The sequence below is a fragment of the Rhodococcus sp. KBW08 genome (genome assembly GCF_003852455.1).
Classification (GTDB): domain Bacteria; phylum Actinomycetota; class Actinomycetes; order Mycobacteriales; family Mycobacteriaceae; genus Rhodococcus_F; species Rhodococcus_F baikonurensis.
Genome location: NZ_QAJJ01000017.1, coordinates 445,555 through 471,742 on the forward strand (window position 1 = coordinate 445,555; position 26,188 = coordinate 471,742).

Annotated in this window: 25 protein-coding genes; 16 read left to right on the plus strand and 9 right to left on the minus strand. The window is 63.2% G+C overall.

What is annotated here, in order from left to right; genetic code table 11:
• The first annotated feature begins 27 nt into the window (after positions 1-27).
• Together kstR and otsB are read left to right on the plus strand one after the other, a co-directional pair.
• Complete coding sequence (gene kstR / locus DBV08_RS22670; protein ID WP_003945752.1) at positions 28-666, plus strand: cholesterol catabolism transcriptional regulator KstR; 639 nt, start codon at positions 28-30, stop codon at positions 664-666.
• Positions 667-753: 87 nt separating this feature from the next.
• Positions 754-3,294, plus strand: coding sequence for a trehalose-phosphatase (otsB, locus tag DBV08_RS22675; protein WP_095970902.1), 2,541 nt, complete (start codon positions 754-756; stop codon positions 3,292-3,294).
• A gap of 17 nt (positions 3,295-3,311) precedes the next feature.
• On the opposite strand, the gene DBV08_RS22680 is transcribed toward otsB, so the two are convergent.
• Positions 3,312-4,400 (minus strand): LacI family DNA-binding transcriptional regulator, encoded by a 1,089-nt coding sequence (locus DBV08_RS22680; protein ID WP_095970901.1) that lies wholly within the window; start codon positions 4,398-4,400, stop codon positions 3,312-3,314.
• A gap of 139 nt (positions 4,401-4,539) precedes the next feature.
• On the opposite strand from DBV08_RS22680, the gene DBV08_RS22685 reads away from it, so the two are divergent.
• From DBV08_RS22685 to DBV08_RS22715, 7 genes are all read left to right on the plus strand, one after another.
• Complete coding sequence (locus DBV08_RS22685; protein WP_095970900.1) at positions 4,540-5,490, plus strand: metal ABC transporter solute-binding protein, Zn/Mn family; 951 nt, start codon at positions 4,540-4,542, stop codon at positions 5,488-5,490.
• A 102-nt stretch (positions 5,491-5,592) separates the two neighbouring features.
• Entirely contained in the window at positions 5,593-6,453 is an 861-nt protein-coding gene (locus DBV08_RS22690) for a metal ABC transporter ATP-binding protein (protein WP_095971018.1), read from the plus strand.
• Positions 6,450-7,331: a metal ABC transporter permease gene (locus DBV08_RS22695; RefSeq protein WP_003945811.1), complete on the plus strand. Its 882-nt coding sequence runs from the start codon at positions 6,450-6,452 to the stop codon at positions 7,329-7,331. Before DBV08_RS22690 ends, DBV08_RS22695 begins: the two co-directional genes overlap by 4 nt.
• A 49-nt stretch (positions 7,332-7,380) precedes the next feature.
• Positions 7,381-8,142: a LamB/YcsF family protein gene (locus DBV08_RS22700; RefSeq protein ID WP_124568911.1), complete on the plus strand. Its 762-nt coding sequence runs from the start codon at positions 7,381-7,383 to the stop codon at positions 8,140-8,142.
• A complete protein-coding gene (pxpB, locus tag DBV08_RS22705) occupies positions 8,139-8,753 on the plus strand; it encodes a 5-oxoprolinase subunit PxpB (RefSeq protein WP_124568912.1) in 615 nt (204 codons plus the stop codon). The genes DBV08_RS22700 and pxpB overlap by 4 nt, the downstream gene beginning before the upstream one ends.
• 57 nt (positions 8,754-8,810) lie before the next feature.
• Positions 8,811-9,683, plus strand: a complete 873-nt coding sequence (locus DBV08_RS22710; RefSeq protein WP_124568913.1) for a biotin-dependent carboxyltransferase family protein — start codon at positions 8,811-8,813, stop codon at positions 9,681-9,683.
• 77 nt (positions 9,684-9,760) lie between these two features.
• The gene (locus tag DBV08_RS22715) at positions 9,761-10,453 is read left to right on the plus strand and encodes an LpqN/LpqT family lipoprotein (protein ID WP_058039314.1); all 693 of its coding nucleotides are present in this window, start codon (positions 9,761-9,763) and stop codon (positions 10,451-10,453) included.
• Positions 10,454-10,541: 88 nt separating this feature from the next.
• On the opposite strand, the gene DBV08_RS22720 is transcribed toward DBV08_RS22715, so the two are convergent.
• Positions 10,542-11,249, minus strand: coding sequence for a hypothetical protein (locus DBV08_RS22720; protein ID WP_260395711.1), 708 nt, complete (start codon positions 11,247-11,249; stop codon positions 10,542-10,544).
• Between the two features lie 308 nt (positions 11,250-11,557).
• Here DBV08_RS22720 and DBV08_RS22725 point away from each other — a divergent pair, with 308 nt between their 5' ends.
• Complete coding sequence (locus tag DBV08_RS22725; RefSeq protein WP_234036732.1) at positions 11,558-12,280, plus strand: hypothetical protein; 723 nt, start codon at positions 11,558-11,560, stop codon at positions 12,278-12,280.
• A 171-nt stretch (positions 12,281-12,451) separates the two neighbouring features.
• The gene (locus DBV08_RS22730) at positions 12,452-13,249 is read left to right on the plus strand and encodes an AraC family transcriptional regulator (RefSeq protein ID WP_020968391.1); all 798 of its coding nucleotides are present in this window, start codon (positions 12,452-12,454) and stop codon (positions 13,247-13,249) included.
• A 21-nt stretch (positions 13,250-13,270) separates the two neighbouring features.
• Here the strand turns inward: DBV08_RS22730 and DBV08_RS22735 are convergent, their stop codons facing one another.
• The gene (locus DBV08_RS22735) at positions 13,271-14,260 is read right to left on the minus strand and encodes an iron-siderophore ABC transporter substrate-binding protein (protein ID WP_260395712.1); all 990 of its coding nucleotides are present in this window, start codon (positions 14,258-14,260) and stop codon (positions 13,271-13,273) included.
• Between the two features lie 200 nt (positions 14,261-14,460).
• On the opposite strand from DBV08_RS22735, the gene DBV08_RS22740 reads away from it, so the two are divergent.
• Both DBV08_RS22740 and DBV08_RS22745 read left to right on the plus strand, forming a co-directional pair.
• Complete coding sequence (locus DBV08_RS22740) at positions 14,461-16,089, plus strand: ABC transporter ATP-binding protein (protein WP_124568914.1); 1,629 nt, start codon at positions 14,461-14,463, stop codon at positions 16,087-16,089.
• A complete protein-coding gene (locus tag DBV08_RS22745) occupies positions 16,086-17,867 on the plus strand; it encodes an ABC transporter ATP-binding protein (RefSeq protein WP_124568915.1) in 1,782 nt (593 codons plus the stop codon). The genes DBV08_RS22740 and DBV08_RS22745 overlap by 4 nt, the downstream gene beginning before the upstream one ends.
• 34 nt (positions 17,868-17,901) lie before the next feature.
• Here DBV08_RS22745 and rlmB read toward each other — a convergent pair whose 3' ends face one another.
• The 5 genes from rlmB to carD are packed head-to-tail and all read right to left on the minus strand — an operon-like array spanning position 17,902 to position 21,968.
• Positions 17,902-18,873, minus strand: coding sequence for a 23S rRNA (guanosine(2251)-2'-O)-methyltransferase RlmB (rlmB, locus tag DBV08_RS22750; RefSeq protein WP_003945749.1), 972 nt, complete (start codon positions 18,871-18,873; stop codon positions 17,902-17,904).
• Positions 18,874-18,875: 2 nt separating this feature from the next.
• On the minus strand, positions 18,876-20,270 hold the full coding sequence (gene cysS, locus DBV08_RS22755) for a cysteine--tRNA ligase (RefSeq protein WP_095970890.1): 1,395 nt from the start codon (positions 20,268-20,270) through the stop codon (positions 18,876-18,878).
• A gap of 11 nt (positions 20,271-20,281) precedes the next feature.
• Positions 20,282-20,758 carry a 2-C-methyl-D-erythritol 2,4-cyclodiphosphate synthase gene (gene ispF, locus DBV08_RS22760; RefSeq protein WP_095970889.1) on the minus strand — a complete coding sequence of 159 codons (477 nt, stop codon included), beginning with the start codon at positions 20,756-20,758 and terminating at the stop codon, positions 20,282-20,284.
• On the minus strand, positions 20,759-21,457 hold the full coding sequence (gene ispD, locus DBV08_RS22765) for a 2-C-methyl-D-erythritol 4-phosphate cytidylyltransferase (protein WP_124568916.1): 699 nt from the start codon (positions 21,455-21,457) through the stop codon (positions 20,759-20,761).
• 22 nt (positions 21,458-21,479) lie between these two features.
• Positions 21,480-21,968 (minus strand): RNA polymerase-binding transcription factor CarD, encoded by a 489-nt coding sequence (gene carD, locus DBV08_RS22770; protein WP_124568917.1) that lies wholly within the window; start codon positions 21,966-21,968, stop codon positions 21,480-21,482.
• A 265-nt stretch (positions 21,969-22,233) separates the two neighbouring features.
• On the opposite strand from carD, the gene DBV08_RS22775 reads away from it, so the two are divergent.
• Together DBV08_RS22775 and radA are read left to right on the plus strand one after the other, a co-directional pair.
• Positions 22,234-22,869 carry a copper chaperone PCu(A)C gene (locus DBV08_RS22775; protein WP_095970887.1) on the plus strand — a complete coding sequence of 212 codons (636 nt, stop codon included), beginning with the start codon at positions 22,234-22,236 and terminating at the stop codon, positions 22,867-22,869.
• Between the two features lie 98 nt (positions 22,870-22,967).
• On the plus strand, positions 22,968-24,401 hold the full coding sequence (gene radA, locus DBV08_RS22780; protein WP_003945739.1) for a DNA repair protein RadA: 1,434 nt from the start codon (positions 22,968-22,970) through the stop codon (positions 24,399-24,401).
• A 23-nt stretch (positions 24,402-24,424) separates the two neighbouring features.
• On the opposite strand, the gene DBV08_RS22785 is transcribed toward radA, so the two are convergent.
• Entirely contained in the window at positions 24,425-24,985 is a 561-nt protein-coding gene (locus DBV08_RS22785) for a PaaI family thioesterase (protein ID WP_095970886.1), read from the minus strand.
• 96 nt (positions 24,986-25,081) lie between these two features.
• On the opposite strand from DBV08_RS22785, the gene disA reads away from it, so the two are divergent.
• Complete coding sequence (disA, locus tag DBV08_RS22790) at positions 25,082-26,167, plus strand: DNA integrity scanning diadenylate cyclase DisA (RefSeq protein WP_024487741.1); 1,086 nt, start codon at positions 25,082-25,084, stop codon at positions 26,165-26,167.
• Positions 26,168-26,188 lie beyond the last annotated feature (21 nt).

A 26,188-nucleotide genomic window follows, 5' to 3' on the forward strand; every position in this document is an offset into this window, starting at 1 on the left:
AGAGTCAAGGCGCGAAGGAATTTGTCGATGACCACAACATCCCGATCCCGCTCCAACGCGGTTGCTTCTGCAACGCTCGGGGACGACGATCTCAGCTCCAACGCGCAACGTGAACGCCGCAAGCGGATTCTCGACGCAACACTCGCCTTGGCGTCCAAGGGCGGCTACGAGGCCGTTCAGATGCGCGCCGTGGCCGAGCGCGCCGACGTCGCAGTCGGAACGCTCTATCGCTACTTCCCGTCGAAGGTTCACCTTTTGGTGTCCGCTCTGGCACGCGAGTTCGAGAAGATCGACTCCAAGGGCAAGATCCCACCTGGAACCAGCCCGCTCGAGCGGATGCAGCTGATCCTCAGCCTCATCACCCGCGCGATGCAGCGCGATCCGCTCCTCACCGAAGCCATGACTCGCGCGTTCATGTTCGCCGACGCCTCCGCAGCGGCAGAGGTCGATCAGGTGGGCCAGCTGATGGACCGACTCTTCGCACGGGCGATGACCGAAGAGGAGCCGACCGAGGAGCAGTTGGCGATCGCGCGCGTGATCTCCGATGTGTGGCTGTCCAATTTGGTGGCATGGCTCACGCGACGTTCTTCGGCTACCGATGTCGCCAATCGCCTGGAATTGACGGTTGAACTGCTGCTCGGTGACGGAACGCGGAAACCCGAATAGACATCCTTTGTCGCATCTGTCATTTTTGCACTGATCTGGCAGAAACGTATCGAGCCAGGAGTCGCTGCATCACCTAGATTTGAAGAGGTGAGCGCACAAGATCTGTCCATCGAACTCCGCCGAGCGCTGTCGGGCGTGGCACGCACCCCGCGCCTGCTCGTAGCCTCCGACTACGACGGGACGATGGCCCCCATCGTCGCCAACCCGGACAAGGCCTATCCCCGCGCGGAAACGGTGCGTGCGCTCCGCTCCCTCGCCAGCCTGGCGTCGACGACGGCGGCCGTGATCTCGGGCCGCGCCCTCAAGGATCTGGCTGCACTGTCCCGGCTTCCTGCCGAAGTGCAGTTGGTCGGCAGCCACGGCTCCGAGTTCGACATCGGATTCGTGCACGCGATCGACGCCGACGCCAGGAAACTGCTCGACGAGATCGTCACCGAGTTGGGCCGAATCGCCGCCGACACCCCCGGCGCAACTGTGGAGAAGAAGCCCGCCAGCGTCGCCCTGCACGTACGCAATACCAGCGCCGACGACGCCGAGAAGGCGCTCATCGCCGTTCGCACCGAATCAGCCCTCTGGCCGGGTGTTCAGGTCACCGAGGGTAAGTCGGTGGTCGAGTTGGCGGTCATCGCCACAGACAAGGGCCACGCACTCGACTTGATTCGCCATCAGGACGGCGCTACCGCTGCCGTCTTCATCGGGGACGACGTCACCGACGAAAAGGCGTTCAGCAGGCTTCAGGGGCCGGACATCGGAATCAAGGTCGGCAGCGGGGACACCGTCGCCGACTATCGCGTCGACAGCACCGAGGATGTCGCTGCCGCTCTGGCGTTCCTGCTCGACGAGCGCCGTACGTGGCTTTCCGGTGCCGACGCTCCGCCCATCGAGCGACTCTCGATGCTCGCGAGTCCGCGCACTGTCGCTCTGGTGACCCCGGATGCGACGCTGACCTGGTTGTGTCACCCGGAACCGGATTCGGCGGCGGTCTTCGCGCACCTTCTCGGCGGAACCGGGGCCGGCCACTTCTCGGTCGGGCCTCGCCGCACAGCCCTTCCTCTGAGCCAGAAGTACATCGACAGCACGATGACCGTTCAGACCCGCTGGGCGAGCCTGTCCGTCACCGACTACCTCCCGCACGACGTCCCACAAGGACGAACCGACCTGACCCGCATCATTTCCGGTCAGGCAGACGCGATCGTCTCGTTTGCACCCCGCCCCGAGTTCGGCCAGGGTCAGGTCACGCTCGAGGTCGTCGACGAGGGCATTCGTGTCCTCGGCACCAACGAGCCGTACGTGCTCCGCTCCCCCGGCGTGCTGTGGAACATCGCCACCGACGGAAATCAGCAGACCGCCCACGCCATCGTCGAACCGTCCAAGGGTGACGTCGTACTCGAATTGCGTTGCGGAACAGAAGAAATCGGACCCTCGGAAGTTCCAGAGATCGAACGTCGGGGGACTTCTGAAGCCTATTGGTCCGATTGGGCCAAGACGCTCGAACTCCCGAAGCTGAAGCCGGACTTGATGAAACGCTCTGCGCTGACCTTGCGCGGGTTGGTTCATGCCGATTCCGGTTCCATCATGGCCGCCGCGACGACATCCCTGCCGGAAGAGATCGGCGGAGTCCGTAACTGGGACTACCGCTATTGCTGGTTGCGCGACGCAGCCCTCACTGCAACAGCTCTCGTGAGTGTCGGGTCCACCGACGAAGCCGAGAACTACCTCGACTGGGTCCACCGCGTGCTCGAAACGCTGCCGGGACCCGAGCGCCTGCACCCCCTCTACACGCTCTACGGGACTTCGCTACCGCCCGAGGCCGTCATCGATTCGCTCCCCGGATACGCCGGCTCGAGGCCGGTCCGCGTCGGAAACGCCGCGAATCAGCAGGTTCAACTGGACGTGTTCGGCCCGATCGTCGAGTTGATCGTCGAACTGGCGAATGCACGCGAAAAGGCCGGTGCCCCCGATCCTTTGAGCGACCGCGACTGGGAACTGGTGTGCGCCATGGTCGAGGCGGTGCAGCGACGCTGGTTCGAACCCGATCACGGCATCTGGGAGATTCGCGACAACCCGCGTCACCACGTCTATTCCAAGGTGATGGGTTGGGTCACCGTCGACCGCGCTGTCGATCTTGCAACCCGCTTTTCTCGCGAGGCTCTGCCCGAGTGGGCGGAACTGCGTGACCAGATCGCCGACGAAGTACGCCACAAGGGCTGGAAGGACGACGTTCAGTCGTACACCGCGGCCTACGACGGTACCGATCTCGACGCAGCCACTCTCCACATCGGACTGTCGGGGCTGATCGATCCGACGGATCCACGCTTCGCAGCGACCGTCGTAGCCACCGAGGCTGAACTACGCAGCGGCTCAACGGTATACCGGTACCATCACGACGACGGTCTGCCCGGCATCGAAGGTGGATTCCACCTCTGCGCCGCCTGGCTCGTCGAGGCCTACCTGCTGATCGGGCAGCGATTGCAGGCAGAGGCACTGTTCGACCAGTTGGTCGCGGCGGCAGGTCCCACCGGACTTCTCGCGGAGGAGTACGACCCCATCGCGGAACGCTCGCTGGGCAACCACCCCCAGGCGTACAGCCATCTGGGATTGTTGCGCTGCGCCCAACTCCTGGCGTGAGCGCTACACCCTGACGGCTACACCCGGATCCGACCTGATGTTCGTCCTGTCAGTAGTTCGGTGTCGAGCATCTCGACGATCGGAACGCCGGATCCGGACGGCGACATCAGGAGCGCACCGGCGCGTCGGCCCTTCTCTTCCTGGGGCTGGCGCACCGTTGTCAGCGATTCGCGCAGCGCCTCGTCGACGCCGTCGAATCCGGTGATCGACAGTTGGCCAGGTACATCGATGCCCTGCCAGCGCGCCCAGTCCAAGGCGCCGAGAGCCAGCACGTCGGTGGTGCAGACCAGTGCGGTGATCTCAGGGTTGGTCGCGAGAGCTTCCGCCGCCGCCGAGTGCCCGGACTGCGATGTGTGGACGTACCGCTCGATCACCGTGAGTGAGAGTGGGTCCATGTCGGCCGCCACCATCGCGTCGCGCACTCCTTCGATCCGCTCACGCTGGACGTGGAAGTGCGGGGACTTGAGTCGTTCCTGACTGACCACGCCGTCCATCCGGTCGCGCCCCAGCCTCATGCAGAGCACGCCGATGTCACGGTGTCCGAGACCGATGAGGTAATCGGCGACCTTGCGCATGGCAGCGCGGTCGTCGATGCCCACGAGGGATGCACCGGGAATCTCGCGGGGCTGGTCGCAGACGACGATCGGAATGTGACGCTCGAGCACGGCAGCGAGATACGGGTCGTCGTCGGCCACCGAGTAGACGACAAAGCCGTCGACGCCCGCCTGCTGGACCACGGCTGCAGCATCCACCTCGTCGCGTCCAGGCCCGGCCGGGATGAGCAGCAAGCCCTGGCCGGCGTCCTCACACGATTCCGAGAGACCGGCCAGGAAGCTCATGGCAGCCGGGTCACGGAACGAATAACTGAGCGCTTCGGTGAGCAGGAGACCGACGGCGCCGGCTTTGCGAGTTCGCAAGGAGCGGGCGACCGGATCAGGTCCGGGGTATCCGCGTCGCTTGGCCGCTTGGAGCACTCGATCCCGCAGCTCGACGGAGAGCTGATCGGGTCGGTTGTACGCGTTCGAGACTGTAGTTCTCGACACATTGAGCTCGGCGGCAAGCGACGCCAAAGTGGCTTGACGGCGTGGCTGACGGGACCGGGGCATAAACGGACGTTAGCCGTAGTGCCCGCAGACGGCGCGTTGGGGCTGAACCGAAGGTGAACTACCAGCGACTATGCGCTAATGTGTAACGGTAACGGTTTCCAATAGCATTTAGCCCAGCCTTTGTTCAGGAGAAAAGCACGTGCGTTCGTCGTCGAAATTCCGCACCGCCACCGCCCTCGCGGCCGTCTCGGTCGCCGCAGCATTCGCGCTCACCGCGTGCAGCTCCAACTCGTCGAAAGACGAGGGCATCACCGTCGTCGCATCGACGAACGTGTGGGGCGACGTCGCGCAGGCCGTCGCCGGCGACAAGCTGACCGTGACGTCGATCATCAACGAACCGTCCGCGGACCCGCACTCGTTCGAGGCGACGCCCGCCGATGCCGCCAAGATCACCGACGCATCGCTCGTCGTCTACAACGGTGGCGGCTACGACCAGTTCATCACCGACGTCCTCGACGCGGGCAAGGGCGAGCAGAAGACGGTCAACGCCTACAACCTGCTCGACGGCGGCATCCACGCCGGCGAAACCGCGGGCGAATCGCATGACGGTCACACCCACGGCGCAGTCAACGAACACGTCTGGTTCGACATCCCGACCGTCGACGCCGTCGCACATTCGGTGGCCGATCAGCTGAGCGCTCTCGATCCGGACAACGCGGCGACCTACGAGGACAACGCGAAGGCATACAGCCAGAAGCTCGCCGGCGTCACAGCGATCACCGATTCCATCGCCGCTGCCCACGCGGGCGCACCGGTGGCTCAGACCGAGCCGATCGCGCACTACCTCCTGGTCGCAGCTGAACTGAAGGACGCAACTCCCGAGGAGTTCACCAGCGCCATCGAAGACGGCAACGATCCGTCACCGGCTGCAATCGCCGCAACGCGCCAGCTCCTCTCGGAGAAGCAGGCCCGCGCACTGGTCTACAACATCCAGACGCAGGACAAAGTGACCCAGGACATGCGCACCACAGCCGAAACCGCCGGAGTGCCCGTCGTCGAGGTTACGGAGACTCTGCCCGAGGGCCTGGACTACATTCAGTGGCAGACGCAGACCGCGGAGTCGCTCGCAAACGCCCTCTCTGCCCAGTAATTATTTGCCCCACCATTTCCGAGAAGAACCGATCGGCTTGTGACAGAAACTTCCGCGAATACTCCTGTGCCTCCGGGTAACACCGTGCCTTCAGGAAACACCGTGCCTTCAGGTAACACCGTGCCCGCTGTGACGCTGAAGGGTGCTCGATTGTCTTTCGGCGCCCGCACCCTCTGGGACGGACTCGACCTCGAGGTACAGCCAGGTGAGTTCATCGCCGTACTCGGACCGAACGGGTCGGGCAAGACCTCGCTCCTGAAGATTCTGCTGGGCCAACTGCAACTCAGCGGCGGTAGCGCACAGATCGTCGGCACGCCGGCACGGGCCGGGAATTCACACGTCGGGTACATCCCGCAGCAGAAATCCATCGACGACGGCCTCCCGCTCCGCGGCCGCGACCTGGTCGGCCTCGGCGTCGACGGTCACCAGTGGGGTACGGGGTTACTGCGTCGGGGTCGTCGCCGCAAGATCGTCGACGACGCCATCGCACAGGTCAGTGCCCAGTCGTTTGCCGACGCTCCTATCGGTTCCATGTCCGGCGGCGAGCAGCAGCGACTGCGGATCGCGCAGGCTTTGGTCGGCGACCCGCGGATCCTGCTGTGCGACGAGCCGCTACTCAGCCTCGACCTCGCCAACCAGCACCTGGTCTCGACGCTGATCGACAAGCGTCGGCGCAGCCATGACACCGCGGTGCTGTTCGTGACGCACGAGATCAATCCGATCCTGCCGTTGGTGGATCGAGTGCTCTATCTGGTGGACGGCAAATTCCGGATCGGGACGCCGGCCGAAGTGATGACGTCCGAGGTTCTCTCGGATCTGTACAACACCGACGTCGAAGTGTTGCAGGTTCGTGGCCGTCTCGTCGTGATCGGCACCGGAGACGCCATCGACGCACTCGGCAGCGCCGGCGGACTACGCCCGGGAGAAGGCGTTCACCATTCTGATGAGGATCACCACCAGTGAGTAACAAGTTCACCGACGCGATGTCGCGGATGTTCGACGTGTCCGCCACCGTCGACCTACTGCAGTACGACTTCGTTCAACAGGCGTTGATCGCCGGTGCCATCCTCGGATTGTTGGCAGGCATCATCGGGCCGCTGATCGTGAGTCGTCAGATGTCGTTCTCGGTGCACGGCACGAGCGAGTTGTCACTGACCGGCGCATCCGCCGCACTTCTCGTCGGTGTGGGCGTCGGCTTCGGCGCCATCGTCGGTTCGGTCGTCGCCGCGGTGCTGTTCGGACTGCTGGGAGCGAAAGCGCGGGACCGGGATTCGGTGATCGGCGTGATCATGGCTTTCGGCCTCGGCCTGTCGGTGTTGTTCCTCTGGGCATACGACGGTCGCACGGGAACCAGCTTCTCACTGCTGGTCGGACAGATCGTGGCGCCGGGAAACAGCGGTCTCGAACTTCTGCTGCTGTGCGCGGTCATCGTGATCGGCACACTCGGATTCATCTACCGCCCTTTGCTGTTCGCGAGCACCGACCCCGAAGTTGCTGCAGCTCGCGGTGTTCCGGTTCGGGCACTGTCGATCGTGTTCGCCGTGTTGGTCGGCATCACCGCAGCACTGGGCGTGCAGATCGTCGGCGCGCTGCTGGTGATGTCGCTGCTGATCACCCCCGCAGCGGCCGCCGCGTACGTCACGGCAAGCCCACTCAAGGCCACGATCCTCTCCGTCGTGTTCGCCGAACTGGCAGCCGTCGGCGGCATCCTTCTCTCGCTGGCACCCGGCGTTCCCGTCTCGAGTTTCGTCACCTCGGTCTCGTTCGTGATCTACCTGATATGCCGGCTCTTCGGATCCGCACGTCGCAAGAATGCCGGACGGATTCCGGCCCACGCCTGAACACCGAGAGCCACGCATATCTCGAAGCTCATGTACCTAGAATCGAGGTATGGGCTACAGCGTTGATCTGAACAGCGACCTCGGCGAGGGCTTCGGAGCCTGGACCCTGGGCGACGACGACGCCATGCTCGAACTTGTCACCAGCGCGAACATCGCCTGCGGATTCCATGCCGGGGACCCGACAACGCTGTTGGCGACTTGCGAATCCGCAGCCACCCGCGGCGTGCGGATCGGCGCGCAGGTGGGTTACCGAGACCTCGCCGGTTTCGGGAGACGCTTCATCGACATGTCCCCGAAGGACCTCACCGCCGACGTCATTTATCAAATAGGGGCGCTCGACGGTTTGGCTCGTGTCTCCGGATCGCGGGTCACGTACGTCAAACCCCACGGCGCGCTTTACAACGCAATAGTCCATCACCGTCGGCAAGCACGGGCGGTCGTCGCCGCTGTCGTCGCCTACGACAGTTCGCTACCCGTTCTCGGACTACCGGGTTCGGTGTTTCTGGAAGAGGCTCGAGAGGCCGGCCTCGAGATCGTCGCCGAGGCTTTTGCCGATCGCGCGTACACGGCGGAAGGCACCCTGGTTCCCCGCACCGAGTCCGGCGCCGTTCTGCACGACCCGACGCTGGTTGCAGAACGGGTTCGGCGAATGGTCGTCGACGGCGAGTTGGACGCAGTCGACGGAAGCACGGTGAAAGTCGCCGCAGCATCGGTGTGCGTCCACGGTGACAGCCCGGCAGCTGTCGACATGGCCGCAGCGATCCGCGCTCTCCTCGAATCCTCCGACGTCGAGATCACGCCCTTCACATGATCACGATCCTGCCAGCCGGTGAATCCGCAGTCCTCGTCGAATACGACGAACTGCCGAGCGTGCTGGGCAACTTCAGGGCTCTCGACGCCAGTCGGATCCCCGGAGTGATCGACCTGATTCCCGCGGCGCGAACCATATTGATCGAGTACGACAACGCGATCACCGGACACAAACTCGTGGAGAAATGGGTCCGTGGGGCAGTACCGATCGAACTCACAGCAGATGAGAGTGGGCCTGCTGTCGAGATTCCGGTCCGCTACGACGGCGCCGATCTCGTAGAGGTGGGCAAGCTGACCGGACTCGGGGTCGACGGTGTGATCGATGCTCACACGGCTGCGTCGTGGACCGTCGCGTTCATCGGTTTCGCCCCTGGCTTCGCATATCTGACCAGCAACGAGAGAAAGCTCGAGGTTCCACGTCGATCGGACCCTCGCAGGCAGGTCCCGGCTGGTGCAGTCGGGTTGGCCGGACCGTTCTCGGGCGTCTACCCGCGCAGTTCCCCGGGTGGCTGGCAGTTGATCGGAACGACGGAACTGTCGGTGTGGGATGCCGAGCGTCGACCGCCGGCATTGCTTCTACCCGGCACCACAGTCACGTTTGTCCGTGCATGATTTTGGTGCAAGCATGATTTTGGTGTCTTCACCGCGTTGTTGCGGGAGAATGGATTCATGGCCTGGCTCGAGGTAGTGCGTACCGGCCCGCTCGCCACAGTTCAGGACCGCGGGCGGACGGGCTACGGCGCCCTCGGGGTCGGCAGATCCGGCGCCGTCGACATGGTCTCGCACGACAGCGCTAACAGACTCGTAGGCAACACTTTTCGAGCAGCAACCATCGAAGTCACCACTGGGGGTTTCGCTATGCGGGCCGTCGGTTCGATGACGGTGGCAGCGACAGGCGCGCGAGTGCCGCTGACCGTCGACGGACAGCCGGCACCTGACTACGCGAGCATCCACCTGGGCGGCGGCAGCATTCTCGAATTGGGTTACAGCACAACCGGGTTGAGAACGTACATCTCTGCACGCGGTGGCGTCGACGTCCCACAGGTACTCGGCAGCAGATCCACCGACACACTCTCCGGACTCGGGCCTCCGCCGCTCGCCGCCGGCGATCTACTCCTCCTCGGGGCCGAAGAAGGGACGTGGCCCACCGAAGAATTGATTCCACCGCCGGCACCTGCGCTCGGCCCAGTTCCGATCGAGATCACGCTCGGCCCCCGAAATTCCTGGTTCACCGCCGCATCCGTTCACGCGCTCCTTCACACGACATGGAAAGTCACCGAACACACCAACCGAGTCGGCATCCGGTTACAGGGCCAGGGGCCTTTGCATCGCTCGCGCACCGAGGAACTGCCGAGCGAAGGCGTCGTGATGGGATCCATCCAGGTGCCGCCGGGCGGACAGCCCGTCGTGTTTCTGGCCGACCATCCCGTGACCGGCGGATATCCGGTCATCGCCGTCGTTTCCGACGCGGGGATTGCGTCGTTGGCACAGCTGCGCCCCGGCAGCACTATTACCTTGAAGGCCACTACTCGGCCGTCCTAGCGCTGATAGTCTCAGCCGCGCCAGCTATGCGGCCGGCGGCGCTCGGCCGTCGCCAGAACCTGAAGGACTGTCACACTATGAGCCCTAAGAGCAGCACACTTGCTCTCGGAATAGCGTCACTGATCACTGCTGCACTCGTCCTGTCCGGATGCAGCAGTTCGGAAAGCGGAGACGCAGTCTCCAGTGATACCAACACCAGTGAGACCACTGCTTCCGAAAGTTCTGCATCCTCATCGTCTGCCGCTGCCGCGACGCCAACCTTGCGGGACGGGACACCGTTCATCGGTGAACGGACGACGATCGAAACCGGCGACGACCCCGAAGCGCCGAGCATCAGCGTCAGCCTCCCGCCGAGCTGGACTCACGGCGAGAACATCCCTGCCGGCGTTACGGATGCGTTGTCCAGCAACAGCCAGGAACCCAGCGGTTTCATGCCCAACACCACGGTGACGGTCGAAAACCAAGGCACCGCAACAAAAGACGAGGTTCTTGCCGCTGCGCGTGAAACCATCGCCACCCTCGACGGATGGACCGAGGTGAAGTACACCGAGATCGACGTCGACGGACAGCAGGGGTTCCGCCTCTCCGGAACCTGGACAGCGCCAAACCTGGACGTTCCGCTCTACGCCGTCATGACAGTCGTTGCTTACCAAGCCGACGACAACTCGCCGGTCTACCTGGTCAGCTTCGCAAACCAGTTCACCGACACGACGAACATGCAGACCTCCAACCAGGTGGAAGAAATCAATACCTCCATCGAATTCGGCTGAGCGCCTCGAGATTTGAACACCTGATCACCGAACGACCGCGGCGGGCCGAGACTTCGACAGTCTCGGCCCGCCGTTTCACAATTCTCGGCTAACTCGAGCCGAACAGGCCGCTGAGGGAACCCAGGCCACCGCTCAACGAGCCGAGCGATCCGGTTCCGCCACCGGTTCCGGGGCCAGTGGGATCGACTGGATCAACCGGATCAACGGGATCGACCGGGTCAACCGGATCGACCACATCCGCGGCGCGGACAGTGATGGACGGTCCCACGTTGGCGAAATTCGCACTCGACTGGAATCCGTTGCCCATCACCGTGGCACCTACCGCCAATCCACTTCCGTACACGGTTCCCGGCGCACACGAAGCAGTGACCGTGTAACTGGTCTTCATGGTCACCGGCTTGCTGCCGTTGTTGATCCAGCCGGCACTGGTCACCTCGAGCGTCGTGGCCGTCAGTTCCGGCGTTTCAGTGGTTTCGGTCATCGTCCCACCGACGTGAAACTTCGTGACCTTCGCCGAGCCCGGGACAAAGGTCAAGCATGCGGCATGCGTCTCGGTGAACCTGCTGATATATCCGTCGATTCCGCTCTTCTTCGACACTGTCGTGTAGGTGATCGTGTCACCGATCTTCGGGGACGCATTGTCCACGGTGCGAGTAAATGTGTAGGCACCAGAAGTTGCGGTCTCGGCAGTCGCGACTCCCGCGCCCAGCGCGCTTGCACCCACGGCCAGAGCGATCACCCCCAAACCAGCTCCGACGGTGGACAGACAACGATTCCTCGATCCAAACTTTGCCACGAATAATCTCCACACTTAAAGGTTCCAGGACAACCGAATTCGTTGATTACTGGAACTTGTTGCAACCCGACTCTCGAAGTACGATACAGTCGACCTGGACATTCGCCCAGCTTTTCGCCGAATTGATCGCCAATCAGTTAACAGCAGGCAATCAACATCGAAAAAGTCCTCTCAATTCGGACTTTTCCGTAAATTCTGCCGAACTGACGCATAGGCAAGCGTCCGATAGGTTTCAATGGTTACCACGGCGCAACCTTTGAAGAGTCATCCCATCGCCGTCAGCGTGAACCCCTCGAACGGAGAATTTCATGTCACGTTTTTCAATGCGGAAAACACTCACCGGAGTAGCAATCGCTGCGCTTGCAACCAGCGGACTTCTCATCAGCACCGGCGCTGCGCACGCAGATACCGCGCACCCGAAGACCAGCACCGTGACTTCGAACCAGGTCACGATCACCAAGAGCGTCGTGGGCGACGGAGAAGTGGCGCCCGGCGGGAAATTGACTGTCCGCACGACAGTTTCGGCCAACGGCCATCCGGACTTCTTCGTCAACAAATTCGTGGACCGCTTTCCGGCCGGATACACATACATCAAGGACAGCGCCTCGATCGATTCCTGGCACTTTCTCGGGCTGACTCAGAAAACCGAGAAGGTCTCCCCCACAGTCGACAATGCGGCGCGCACCGTCACCATCCCCGATGCGGGTTGGAATGTCTCGATCACCGGCAGCAAGACGGTCACTTTCGAGGTGAGCTACCTGGTTCCAGACAACGCACAACCGGGAACTTACGTCGAGCTCCCCAGCTCCATCGGCATCTCGCTGTGGGGCACCGACCAGAACATCAGCGGCGTCTACGCCAAGATCCGTGCCAAGAACCCCGGCGAGGCGGCCGCATCGGGCTCTGCAGATCTGGGCTTCGGCTCTTCTGACGGCGAGGGCGGAACCGGTTCGGCCGGCTCCTCCATCCTGGACAACCCGGCCGGCTTCATCTCAGACATCATCAGCGGTGTCCTGGCCAACGGCAGCTGATTCACCCGCTCCACCAAGAACACTCCGTCGGGGAATGTGATCGAGGGTGGCATCGAATCTTCGGACTCGGTGCCACCCTCGAACTTTTGTCGCGATCGCACTCCGTCGCGCTCTGCATCGAACAACCAAATAGGAAAGCATTACCTAAGTCATTCGCGGTATGATCCATCGATGAGTTCCACAGGATTTCCGTACTGGGCTGTGCCGGCGGGCCGGTACGTACCGCTCCCCTTCGCCATGACGACGTCCACCATCGGGCGCGATCAGAAGCGGGTGTGGCGCGAGATCCGCCATCCCGAACATGAACTCCTGTGGGGCGCTTCCGGAGAGATGAGCGCGTATATCGACGACGTTCGTTGGCAGATCCCACCGACGGTCGGCATGTGGATTCCGGCTGGAACCCCACGCCGCATCACGCTCGGCGCATCCACCGAGGCACGCTTCACCTACTTCCGGCCCGAGTCGTTTCCCCACCCGTGGACCAAACCCGCGATCATCGGCATAGACGACGTGGTCAAGACGATGCTCATCCATCTGCACCAGCGAAACATGCCGACCGAAGCGCGCTTGCGGGCCGAATCAGTAGTCTTCGACACCCTCGCACCCATCGAGGCAGCCGATGTCGCGGTGCCGATGCCCGCCGATCCCCGGGCCCTCGCCGTTGCACGCCGCTTGATCGCCGACCCCGCCGATCAACGCGGGCTTGCCGATTGGGCCTATGTGGTCGGTGGAAGCCCCCGCACCCTGAGCCGCGTGTTCTCTCAGGGCACGGGGATGTCCTTCACCGAGTGGAGAATTCAAGTTCGCGTCCGCGCCGCGATGTCCTACCTCGCTGCGGGCGTTCCCGTTTCGACGGTGAGCCGTCGCGTCGGATACGAAACCCCCAGCGCCTTCACCAGCGTGTTCCGCAAGGTCACCGGACGGACACCGAAGAACTATTACTCGGACGCGTGCGAATTATCGGCCTAGCTGTTCAGAAGCATCAGCTGGTCAGAACCCGTTCATCTTCGAGACCAGTTCGGCGAAGGCATATTTGACGCTCAGCGACGTGGGTGAAGCCAAGGCCATGACTCGTGCCAGACCGAGCTGCTGAATCAGCCTGCCGTCCTTGACTGCCGGCAGGTCGGCAAACAACTTGTCCCCCATCAACCCGGGGAGCCCCTGACCACTCGCGTCGTTGAGCACGATCACGTCCGCGTCCAGTTCGTTGTACTGTTCGCGCGATGCAGTCACCGATCCCTGGGTGTCGCCGCACAGTTCGGCGCTTCCGGCCGACTGCTTCAGCCCGAGCTGGAACATCAGGATGACTCTGCCGTCGTCAGCGCAGTAGTTGGTGAGGCCGTCGATGTTTCCCGACAGGAAGGTCAGGGTTTTCCCGTTCAGATTCGGGGAGCCCGCAGCCAGGTCGGCGATGGAATCGTCGGTTTCCTCGATCAGCTCAGCCGCCCGCTTCGGTTGTCCGAGTACTGAACCGATGGTCGACAACTGCTCCTGCCACGTAGTCGCCCATGCGGTCTCCTTGAACGGAATCGTGGGTGCGATCTGAGAAAGACGTGCATAGTCGTCTTCGGTGATTCCCGAGACCACCGCGATGATCACGTCCGGCTCCAACGCCAGGATCTGCTCGAACGGCACACCGGAAGTGCTGTCGAGCAACGTGGGTTCGACATCGCCCAACAATTCTTCGTCCCAGGGCAGGATTCCGTTCTCCAAGCCTGCCCCACTGAACGACTCCATGGCGACGGGCGTCTTGCCCAGCGCGAGGACCGAATCCTGGCTGTTCCAGCCGATGGTCACGATCCGCTGAGGTTCGGTCTCGATGGTGGTCGAGCCGTACGCATGATCAACGGTAACGGGCAGCGCGCCGGCCTCGGCCAACTGCGTCGCGTCCTCCGACGCTGTTGACTCGGTGCTGCTCTGGCATCCTGCGAGCAGGGCAATTGCGGCCACCGCAGCCACTATTCGGATAGTGCTTTTCATCTTCTGTCAGCTCTCTTCGCAAACGTACTTTGTTTCGACCAAGCAGGTATATCGAGTCATGATCCCGGTAATGGGGTCTCGATCCTCCATCTGTCCGCTGCCGCGTAGCCCTTGGCATCTGCGAGCACTTTCCGCACTCACACCGGCTCTACCGTAGAACTGCACAACGAGTGTTCAGATCTGGGCGAGGAGTTTCACGAGTGTCAGCGCTGCCCGAAACTCGTACCGGTCCGATCGAGATGATCAAAATCGGATCGTTCTCCTCCGGACGCGGACCGCGGTTGGTCGCAGCCGTCGCAGGGCAGGCGTCGTATCAGGTAGCTCAAGCCCTCATTCCGGTGCTGATCGGCACCGTCGTCGACCGGGCAATCGGAAAGTCCGACAGCACAGCACTTCTCGTGTGGCTTGCGGTGCTGTGTGCTCTGTTCGTCGGACTTGCTCTGTCGTGGCGAATCGCGGTTCGCCTGAACACACAGGTCTTCGTCTACGGCGAACACGACCTACGACTGAATGCAGCCAGACGGGTACTCGACGCCAGAGGCATGAAAGCTCAGCGTTCGACGGGTGAAGTTCTCACCATCTCCACCTCGGATGCCTCACACGTCTCGGGCTTTTCCTGGGTTGTCGCCGAGCAGGGCTCGGCTTTCGCAGGGCTCGCCGCGGCAGTGATTTCGCTTGCCTTCGTCTCCTGGCCGCTCGCGCTGATCGTCGTTCTCATCACGGCTGCGCAACTCGCCTTCATCCACAAGATCAGCGGTCCGCTGGACGAGCGTGTGTATGCAGAGCAGAAGAAGGCAGCCGAGGCAGGAACGCTGGCAACGGATTTCACGCTGGGCCTGCGGGTACTGAAAGGTTTCGGGGCCGAACCCACCGCACTGTCGCGCTACGTGCACGCAAGCCGCGAATCCATGAAGGCAGCGATCCGGACGGTCCGAGCGATGTCCAGCCTGACCGCGCTGAATTCCGGGGTCTCGGCGTTGGTACTGGCGTCGGTCGCCTTGGGGGCGGCGTGGATGGCGCATCAAGGCACGATCACCGTGGGCAACTTCGTCACCGTGGTCGGACTGAGCAGGGTGATTGCCGGGCCGATGGAAACGCTGGGATTCTTCGGTGCCGAACTCGCCGCAAAGCGAGGCTCCGCGCGCAGACTGTCCGAACTGCTGGCCGAGCCACACCTGATCGAATCGCTGCACTCCACGGCCGCGATCGACTCCGACAGAAGTGAAGACGCCCTGCTGATCTCGACCGACAACGGAACGGTCGTCTCGGCTCGCCGCGGAGAAGTGGTGGGCGTGCGCGCTGACGATTCCGCTCACCGACTGGCACTGCAACTCGCCTTTCAGACGCCGCTGGGCCCCAACCGATATTTCGTACTCGGCACCGATGCAACCGAACTCGGTCCGGACGCAGTTCGCGATCAGGTGTTCGTCTCCGCCCATGAAGGAACCGTGTTCACCGGTACCGTCTTCGACAATCTGGCAGCACCGAGCGTCGACTCGTCGGCAATGACGTCATCGGCGCTCGACGACGTGTTGACACATCTGCCCGACGGCCACCACTCCGAGGTCGGTGAGCAGGGAAAGAAGCTCTCCGGAGGTCAGCGTCAACGACTACTTCTCGCCCGCGCTCTCCATCAACCGCAGCCGATCCTGGTCCTTCACGAACCCACCACTTCCGTGGATTCTGTCACCGAGCATCGAATTGCACACTCGCTGAGAAACTTTCCCGACAAGGCCATACTGGTGATCACCTCGAGTCCGACCTTGCTCCATTCGTGTGACCGTGTCGTCACGATCGACGACGACGCTCGGGGAGGAGACACACTGTGACCGATACCCTTCCGGATGCATCTGTTGTTCCGCCTGCATCTGCCCTGCCGATCGCGTCGACCAAGCAGACCGTCCGCGCATTGATGGCACTGCTTCGGCCACGTAAGCGAGCTCTCGCACTCACGACCGTCGTACTTCTCTCCGCCACAGCCTGCGGATTGTCCACCCCGGCGTTGCTCGGACTCATGGTCGATGCGGTCACAGAGGGCAAACCGTTTGCCGCGCTCCTGCGCATCACCGCGTTCATGCTCGGTGCAGCGGCAGCCGGGGTTGCGCTGACCTGGTGGAGCACACAGCTTCTCGCGAATGTCGCGCAGAACGTGCTGGCCGATCTTCGGGAGGACGTGTTCGCCGCTACGCTCGCGCAACCGTCGTCGCTGGTCGAGGATGCCGGAACCGGTGATCTGATTTCTCGGGTCTCGGGTGATGTCGAAGCTGTCAACACTGTCATCGCCCGGGTGCTGCCCGCAACGGTGTCTGCCCTGTTCATGATTTCATTGACGCTTGTCGGTGTGGGAGTGATCGATTGGCGCTTCACCGTGGCAATCGTTGCCGTTGCGCCGATTCATTACTTCGCTCTCCGACATTTCCTCCGACGCTCCGGACCCGTCTACCGACGCTCTCGCGCCGCGCAGGCCAGGCGAGGGCAGCAGCTCATCGAAACCCTCGGTGGCGCAGGCACTGTCACTGCCCTGCGGAGAACTGACGAGCACATCGGCAGAATCGCCGCGACCTCCGAGTATGCCATCAGCTTCGACATGCAGGCAGTTCGATTGCGTACCAACTTCTTCGCCCAACTCAACGGCGCCGAACTGCTCGGACTCGCCGCGGTCCTGAGCGTCGGCTACTGGCTCGTGACCACTGGATCGGTGTCCATCGGGGCCGCTACCGCCGCTGCCCTCTACTTCCACAGTCTGTTCAGCCCCATCGCGGTATTTCTCTCGAACATCGACGAATTGCAGGATGCGGGTGCCAGCCTGGCTCGCCTGATCGGCGTCACCGCGATGCCGGGGCGTCCCGCGAGCATTCCTGTCTCGGCTCGGTCCGAACCCATCGGCGTCGAGGTGGACCGGGTTTCGTACTCGTACGACCAGTCCACCCCGGTGATCGATTCGATCTCGATCTCGATTGCACCGGGGGAACGAATCGCCGTCGTCGGCAGCAGTGGTGCCGGAAAAACCACACTCGCCAAACTGATTGCGGGAATCATTCCCGTCGGGAACGGGCGAATCACCGTCGACGGCACACCGATTGACGACCTGAGTGACGCCGAACTTCGACACAAAGTCGTCCTGGTCAGCCAGGAAGTTCACGTATTCGTCGGGACGATCGCCGACGATCTCCGGTTGTGTGCACCAGATTCGGACGACGCGAAGATCGTCGAAGCCGTCGAAGGAATGAAAGCTCAATGGATTCACGAGCTTCCGGACGGGCTCGAGACCAGGGTCGGGGCCGGCGGGTACCAGTTGACGGCGGCGCAGGCACAGCACATAGCCCTCGTCCGACTGGCTCTGCTCGATCCGCCAGTCGTGATCCTCGACGAGGCGACCGCCGAAGCCGGAACCACCGCAGCAGGTCTTCTCGATCAGGCAGCCGAGCTTGCGGTCAGCGGCAGGACTGCCGTGGTGATAGCGCACCGCCTGAGCCAAGCAGTCCGCGCCGATCGGATACTCGTCATGAGCGGTGGCCGCGTAGTCGAGAGCGGGACACATGACGAACTGATCGGCGCGGACGGTTCCTACGCTGCGCTCTGGGAAGCCTGGTCGGTACGGAGCTAGATGCCCGCCAGGCTCACCTGAAAGCCGTTACAACTCAGCTGCTACGACGCCTGCGGGCGATGTCCGCCAGGACGACTCCGGCAGCAACCGAGGCGTTGAGCGACTCGACCGGACCGGCCATCGGAATGGACAGGATCGCGTCGCAGTTCTCGCGGACGAGGCGCGAAAGGCCCTTGCCCTCGGAACCGACAACGATCACCACGGGACCGCTGCCGTCGAAATCGTCGAGGGTCGTGTCACCTTCGGCGTCGAGACCGACGACCTGAACACCCTTCGACGCCCAGTCCTTGAGCGTACGAGTGAGGTTGGTGGCCCGAGCGATCGGCAGACGAGCGGCAGCACCGGCGCTGGTACGCCAAGCGACAGCACTCACGCTCGCGCTGCGACGCTCCGGAATCACGACGCCGTGTCCACCGAAAGCTGCGACCGAGCGCACAACGGCACCCAGGTTGCGGGGATCGGTGATGTTGTCCAGCGCGACGAGCAGCGGCGGCTCGGCATGCTTGCGTGCCTCGGACAGAAGATCGTCCGGGTGCGCGTAGCGGTACGGCGGAACCTGCAGGGCGATGCCCTGGTGAAGGCCGTTGGCGCTGAGGCGATCCAGATCGGTGCGGGGCACTTCGAGGATGGAGATTCCGGCGTCCGCAGCGAGCTGAACGGATTCCTTCAGTCGATCGTCGCTCTCGGTGCCGACGGCGACCCACAGTGCCGTCGCCGGAACGCCGGCGCGTAGGCACTCGACCACCGGGTTGCGTCCGAGCACTGTCTCGGGACCGTCGAGAACCTTGCGGCCCGGACCCGGACGGCCACCGCGGCCCTGCTTCTCGTCGGCACGTGCGGCGCGCGCTGCACGCTTTGCCGCGGGATGCTTGGTGCGTGCCTCGGCGGGCGGCGTAGCGCCACGCCCTTCGAGACCGCGACGGTGCTTACCGCCGGAACCGGCAACCTGGCCCTTCTTGGTGCCGCCCTTACGGACTGCGCCGCGCCTGCTCGAGTTTCCAGCCATTGTTACTGCCCTGCCTTAAGGGACCATTCGGGTCCGTCGGGAGTATCGGTTACTTCGATACCCGCCTTGATGAGGCGATCGCGGACCTCGTCCGCCACCGCCCAGTTCTTTTCCGTACGTGCCTGCTGCCGACGATCGAGATCGGCCCGCACCAACACGTCCAAAGCTTCCATTGCCGTCTCGGTGTCGCCACCGGACTGCGTCCAATGCTCGTCGAGTGGGTCGACGCCCAGGATCGCGAGCATGGCCCGCACCTGACCGGCAGCCACCCGAGCCGCGTCGAGATCACCGGCAGCGAGCGCGGAATTACCCTCGCTCGCCTTGCCGTGAATCTCGGCCAACGCGATCGGCACCGACAAGTCGTTGTCGAGAGCCGCCGCGAAACCTTCGGTCCACGTGCCGAGTTCGACGCCACCCGCACGCTTGTGTGTGCGCAGGACGAACGACTCCAGCCCCTGGTAGGACTTCGCGCTTTCGTCCAACGCCTCGTCCGAGTACTCGAGATTGGAACGGTAGTGCGCACTACCGAGGTAGTACCGAAGTTCTTGCGGACGAACCTTCTTGAGCACGTTCGGCACCGAGAGAACATTGCCCAACGACTTGGACATCTTCTCGCCACTCATCGTGACCCAGCCGTTGTGCAACCAGTACTGAGCGAAATCGTCGCCGGCACACTTGGCCTGCGCAATTTCGTTCTCGTGGTGCGGGAAGACGAGATCGCGTCCACCACAATGGATGTCGAATGCCGCCCCGAGGTAGAACTCCGCCATGGCCGAGCACTCGAGGTGCCAGCCTGGACGGCCGGGTCCCCACGGTGTCGGCCACGAGGGCTCACCGGGCTTCACGGCCTTCCAGAGTGTGAAGTCGCGAGGATCACGCTTTCCCTCGGCGGCACTCTCGCCCTGATGAACGTCGTCGAGTTTGTGGCCGGACAGTGCGCCGTACTCGGGATAGCTCTGCACGTCGAAGTAGACGTCGCCGCCCGCCGCGTACGCGTGACCGTTCTCGATCAGGCGTTCCATCATCTCGACCATCTGCGTCACGTGACCGGTGGCCCGTGGCTCGATGGACGGCGGCAGCACACCCAGTTGGTCGTAGGCCCACGTGAACGAACGCTCGAACGTCGTCGCCCACTCCCACCAAGGTCGACCGGCGTCGGCGGCCTTGTTGAGAATCTTGTCGTCGATGTCCGTCACGTTGCGCACGAAGGCAACGTCGTTGCCGTGCGCCAACAGCCAGCGTCGCAGCACGTCGAAAGCGACGCCGCTGCGAACGTGTCCGATGTGAGGATCACCCTGAACTGTCGCCCCACACAGGTACACCGATGCATGTCCGGGGGCCAACGGAACAAAATCCCGAAGGGCCCGCGTACCGGTGTCGTATAGGCGCAGGGTCACGACCAGCGATCTTACCTGTCGTGTTCGGTTGTCATGACCAACGCGGTGGCCATGGCGGCGATCCCCTCGCCGCGACCGGTCAAGCCGAGGCCGTCCGTAGTGGTCGCGGACACCGAAACAGGTGCGCCGAGGATGTCCGAGAGCACCCTCTGTGCCTCGTCGCGTCGCGGCCCGATCTTCGGCCGGTTGCCGATGACCTGTACCGCTGCGTTGCCGACGGTGAACTGGTTCTCTTCGAGCAGTCTGCGAACCTCGGCAAGCATTCGAGCGCCGCTCACGCCGTCCCATTCGGGCCTGCCGGTGCCGAAAACCGAACCGAGGTCACCGAGGCCCGCCGCAGAGAGCAACGCGTCACACAGAGCGTGGACGGCTACGTCGCCGTCCGAATGGCCCGAGCACCCGTCTGCTTCCTCGAACAGCAACCCGGCCATCCAGCAAGGACGACCGACCTCGATGGGATGAACATCCGTGCCGAGACCGACGCGCATCTAATTTCCGTCCTGTGAATCCGCGCTCAACTCTGTCTCCGAGCTCAGGAGCGCCCGTGCCAGGACCAGGTCGAGCGGAGTGGTGATCTTGAAGGCGAGAGCATCGCCGGGAATCGTCTGTACCGAGACACCGAGACGCTCGACCAGAGCGGCGTCGTCGGTCGCGGCGACGTCACCGGCTTCGTACGCACTGCGCAGGACGTCGGTGGAGAAGCCCTGAGGAGTTTGCACCGCACGCAGCTCCGAACGCAGAGGCGTACCGGTGACTGCGCCGAGCACGTCGACCGACTTGATCGTGTCGGTAACCGGGAGTACCGGGATGACCGCGGAGCTGCCCGCTCGGAGGGTGTCGACGACGCGCGCGATCAACTCCGGCGGTGTCAAGGCCCGCGCAGCGTCGTGCACGAGAACAAAATCTGCGTCGCCTGCCGCACTGAGGCCGGCACGAACCGAATCGGTTCTTTCGTCACCACCGCCGACGACGTCGACGTCCGCTGCACGACCGAGGTCGGCTACGACGGATTCGACCAGCTCAGGCGGCACAATGACAACAACGCGGTCGATCGCCCCGGATTTCCGGAGTCCATCGACCGCGCGTGCAAGCATGGTGCACCCACCGAGTTCGACAAATGCCTTGGGCACTTTCTCACCCAATCGCACTCCCCGACCTGCGGCAGGTACCAGGGCTACTACTGCCACTGTCAGCTTTGTTGTGTTGCAGTCAGGACGCGGCCGCGAGGACCTCGTCGAGAATGTTCTCTGCCTTCTCGGTGTCAGTGCCCTCGGCGAGCGCGAGCTCTCCGACGAGAATCTGACGAGCCTTGGCGAGCATGCGCTTCTCACCAGCGGAAAGTCCGCGGTCCTGCTCACGACGCCACAGGTCACGTACGACTTCTGCAACCTTGTTCACGTCACCTGAGGCAAGCTTCTCGAGATTTGCCTTGTATCGACGAGACCAGTTGGTGGGCTCTTCGGTGTGCGGTGCTCGCAGAACCTGGAAAACCTTGTCGAGGCCTTCTTGGCCGACCACGTCACGAACTCCGACGTACTCTGCGTTGTCTGCAGGAACCCGTACTGTGAGATCGCCTTGAGCGACCTTCAGAACCAGGTATTCCTTCTGCTCACCCTTGATGGTGCGGGTTTCGATAGCTTCGATCAGCGCCGCACCGTGATGGGGGTATACGACGGTGTCTCCGACCTTGAAAATCATGTGTCCCGTGCCCCTTTCGATTCCACTAGTTTAACACGTGAAAGAACCGACCACTCATCAACTGTGCAGGTCAGGGGCATCCTTGCTCGAGCGTAGGGGTTGACAGGGCTTGTTGTACGTGCATTCAACTGGTCTGGAGCACCCCTGCGTAACCGACTGAAAGCCCACGCAGACAACCGTTGTGGCTACCCGACGGCCAGCCCGCGGGACCTTATCTACTACTCTGCCTAGTGGAGTGCGAACCTGACGCCGTGGAGGACAAATCGTGACTGCTATCCGTAAGCCGACTCGTCGAGTCGCTACCGCCATTGCACTGGCTGCAGGCGCAGCCATCGCGCTGTCCGCTTGCGGTTCCGGACAGGTGAGCCAGACCGCCGTCCAGCAGGCCGCCGTGAACGGCAACAGCGCCGACCTCGGTGAGATCGCACTGCGCAACGTGCACATCGCTTACCCCTCGTCCGAGGAGTACAGCATCGAGCCGGGCGGCAACGCCGTGCTCGCCTTCAGCATCGTGAACGACAGCGCCGAGACCACGGACAAGCTCGTCAGCATCACCACCGACTACGCAGCACGCGTCGTCGCAGGTGAAGAGGTCGGCGGCCTGACGATCAAGCCGCAGACGTCGCTGCAGGCCGGCCAGTTGCCCGCAGGCGAAGGTGCCGCGACCGAGGCCGAGACCCAGATCAAGAACAACGAAGAGAACGACGACGCACCCGCTGCGCTCACTCTCGTCGTACTCCAGGACATCAAGGCGGGCGTTCGCCCGGGCCTGACCGTCCCGATCACCTTCAAGTTCGAGAAGGCCGGTTCGGTCACCGTCGACGTGCCTGTCGACGCCGGCCCGCAGCTCGAGCGCAACGAGTCGGACAAGTCGCCTGACGTTGCAGAAGCCGGGCACTGAGCCCCGAATCACCAAGGCGCACATTGCGCTTCGCAGAACAACTTCAGTACTGAACTAGAGGCGGGGTCCATGTCGGACCCCGCCTCTAGTCTGTCCCGGTGGCCAAAGTGAAATCGAACTACCGCTGCTCCGAATGCCAGTCGGTAGTGCCCAAATGGGTCGGTAGATGTCCGGACTGCGATTCGTGGGGCTCGATGACCGAGGTCGCTGTAGTGGCACCCGTCGCCAGCCGCGCCGGCGCCTCACTCGCAAAAGCGGGATCAAGCGCCGTGCTACCGACGACGCCGGCCACACCGTTGACACAGATCGACAGCACCTCGACGCAGGCCAAGCCCACCGGGATCGGCGAGTTGGACCGTGTACTCGGCGGTGGCGTCGTACCTGGTTCGGTGGTTCTGCTCGCCGGAGAACCCGGTGTCGGAAAATCCACGCTACTTCTCGAGGTCGTCTACCGCTGGGCGATGCGCAGCGCGGATGATCGAGCCTTGTACGTCACGGGCGAGGAGTCTGCCGGTCAGGTTCGACTTCGGGCAGATCGCACCAACTCTGTCCACGAACGGATGTATCTGGCGGCAGAATCCGATCTCGCGACCATTCTCGGCCACATCGAGCAGGTCAAGCCGACCCTGGTCATCGTCGACTCGGTACAGACGATGCTTGCTGCCGACGTCGACGGAGTCGTCGGCGGCGTGACTCAGGTCAAGGCCGTCACCAGCGCCCTGACCTCCCTGGCAAAGGCCAGCGGAATCCCGGTGCTTCTGATCGGCCACGTCACCAAGGACGGCGCCGTCGCCGGTCCGCGCTCGCTCGAGCATCTCGTGGACGTGGTTCTGCACTTCGAAGGTGACAAGCACTCCACCCTGCGCATGGTCCGCGGCGTCAAGAACAGATTCGGTGCGGCCGACGAAGTGGGATGCTTCGAACTCAGCGAGCAGGGCATCAACGAGATCAGCGATCCGTCCGGCCTGTTCCTGCATCACCGTGAAGAAGCCGTGGAAGGCACTGCCGTCACAGTGATGATGGACGGTAAGCGACCTCTACTCGGTGAAGTTCAGGCCCTCGTCGCCGCCACGCCTCTACCGACACCTCGCCGAGCCGTCAGCGGGCTCGACACCGCCCGTGTGGCCATGGTTCTGGCCGTGTTGGAGCGCCGCGTCGGAGTGTCGATCTCGAAGGCCGACGTCTACGCCGCGACCGTCGGCGGTATGCGAATGACCGAGCCGGGTGCCGATCTGGCTCTCGCCATAGCGGTCGCTTCCGCGGTGAAAGCCAAACCCGTCCCCAAAGGGCTCGTCATCCTCGGAGAGGTCGGACTCGCCGGAGAGGTTCGACGAGTTGCCGGCGTCAACCGGCGGCTGATCGAAGCTGCCCGATTGGGATTCACCAGCGCCATCGTGCCGGTCGATTCCGGCCCGAACATTCCCGGCATGCGCGTCAACGAAGTAGCGAACCTGGCCGAGGCACTCGCCTATGCCGGATTGATGGGCGGCAAACAAGCCCCGTCTCGCCCCAAGCTCACTCCGGTGAAATGACCGACCTGCGTCCGACTACCGCGTCAGACCGACGAGGTGCCGAACGGAGAAGTCGGTTCGCCGTCCACGAACTCCTTGGTCTTGGCGAAGTGTTCCGGGGTGATGGTCAGGAACAGTCCTCGGGAGGTTCCCACCACCGTGTCCGGATCCGCTGTCGGACCTTCGACGATCACTGCTTCCGCGCTGGTGTAGACCTTGCGGCGCAAAACCCCGTCGATGCGAGCCCGGAATTCGAGCACCGATCCCAACGGGATCGGTCGGGCGAAGTCGATCTCGAGGTGCCCGGTCACCACCGGCGAGCCGAGCGCCATGCATGCCATGCCCTGAGCCTCGTCGAAAGCCGTCGACAGAATGCCGCCGTGAATGACACCCGGACCGCCCTGATACTTCTTGGCGACCTCCAGACGACCGGTCACTTCCAGCCCGTTACCGGCCCTGAAACTCATCGCCATTCCCGCAGGCTGGTCGTCGCCGCAGCCGAAGCATTTCGACCAGTGCTGAGGCAGCTTCTCGCCGGCGGCCGGAAAGAATTCGGTCGGCTCCGGGAGGGTCAGGTCGTCAGGCAGGGTCCAGGTACTACTCATGGATAGGTAATCTAAACGGGGATCAGTCCGGCGCAGGCATCGGACCCGACCGAAGTGACATCGACCTCAGCAGGGAGTTTCTCAATGATCAGTGCGATGGCGGACACACAGTCGTCGTCGGCATTGCGAGAGACCATCGCCAGGTTGGCGCCGGGTACCGCGCTGCGAGACGGGCTCGAACGTATACTTCGCGGTCGTACCGGCGCGCTGATCGTCCTCGGATACGACGAGGAGATGGAAGCGCTGTGTGACGGCGGATTCAATCTGGACGTGGAGTTCGCCCCGACTCGCTTGCGTGAACTCTCGAAGATGGACGGCGCGGTCGTCCTCTCGACCGACGGCACACGCATCGTGCGTGCCAACGTCCAGCTCGTTCCCGATCACAAGATTCCCACCGTCGAATCCGGTACCAGGCACCGCGCCGCCGAGCGCACGGCAATTCAAACCGGCTATCCCGTGGTCTCGGTCAGCCAGTCGATGTCGATCGTCAGTGTGTACGTCGGCGGTATCCGGCATGTCATCGACGGATCGGCCACCATACTTTCGCGTGCCAACCAGGCCGTCGCCACGCTCGAACGATACAAAGCGCGACTCGACGAAGTGACACGGCAACTGTCGGTCGTCGAGATCGAGGATTTCGTGACCCTGCGCGACGCGTTGACAGTCGTGCAGCGGCTCGAAATGGTTCGCCGTGTGTCGATCGAGATCGAGCAGGACGTCCTCGAGCTCGGCACCGACGGTCGCCAGCTTGCATTGCAGCTCGAAGAACTGGTCGGCGACAACGACATTGCACGCCAACTGATCGTTCGGGACTACCTGGCCGGTCCCGAACCGATCGGCACCGCGGCGATGGACAACGTCCTCGTTGCACTCGATCGCGTCACCGACGCCGACCTCCTCGATCTCACGACACTTGCGCGGGTTCTCGGTTATCCGGGCACGATCGAAGCACTCGACACTCCGATGACCCCTCGCGGATACCGCGTGCTGATGAGGGTGCCTCGATTGCAGTTCCATCAGATCCACCGGTTGGTCGGATCCTTCGGCACTCTTCAGTCGCTGCTGGCCGCTACGGCCGCCGATCTGCAGTCGGTCGAGGGCATCGGCGGGCTGTGGGCCCGTCACATCCGTGAAGGACTTTCCCGGCTCGCGGAAACCTCGATCACCGGATCGTTCAACTAGCGGGCCCGGTCAGGCTCGCTC